This is a genomic window from Mesorhizobium sp. M1E.F.Ca.ET.063.01.1.1 (genome assembly GCF_003998155.1).
In the GTDB taxonomy this organism is placed as follows: Bacteria; Pseudomonadota; Alphaproteobacteria; order Rhizobiales; family Rhizobiaceae; genus Mesorhizobium.
On the sequence record NZ_RZSC01001463.1, the window covers coordinates 1 to 608 of the forward strand.

At 64.0% G+C, this 608-nt stretch carries 1 pseudogene; it reads left to right on the top strand.

The features are described from left to right. Nucleotides 1-608: pseudogene (locus tag EOA29_RS39235) on the top strand (ABC transporter ATP-binding protein/permease); the annotation flags it as partial.

The following is a 608-nucleotide window of genomic DNA, read 5'->3' on the forward strand; positions in this document are numbered from 1 at the left end:
GTGGGGACGTCGCGCCAGGAGAAGTCGCGCGAAGAGAAAACGCGCGAAGAAAAGCCGCGCCCGAAAAAGTCGAGCCCTCCGGAAAAGCCGAGTCCAGAGAAATCAAGCGACGCGAAGGGACCGCCTGCCGAAGCCACGCCGGAGGCCGTCGGCGAACCCGCGCCGCCGCCGCCGGAATCCGTCGAGCCTGATCCCGAGCTGACGCATGAGGAGGCCGAGCAGGCGCGCAAGAAATATCTGCTGCGGCGTTTCTGGATCAGCGCGCGCGGCTACTGGGGACGCAGCGGCGACCGGCGCGCATGGCCGTTCACGATCGGCGTGTTGATGCTGATCGTCGTCAATATCGGCTTCCAGTACGGGATCAATGTCTGGAACCGCTCGATCTTCGACGCCCTCGAGCAACGCAATGCCGGCACCGTTTACTTCCTGATCGCCATCTTCCTGCCGCTGGTGGCCGGCAGCGCAAGCCTTGTCGTCACGCAGGTTTATATGCGCATGACGATCCAGCGCCGCTGGCGCTCGTGGCTCACCACGTCGGTCATCGCCCGCTGGCTCGCCAACGGCCGCTACTATCAGTTGAACCTCGTCAAAGGCGATCACACCAATCC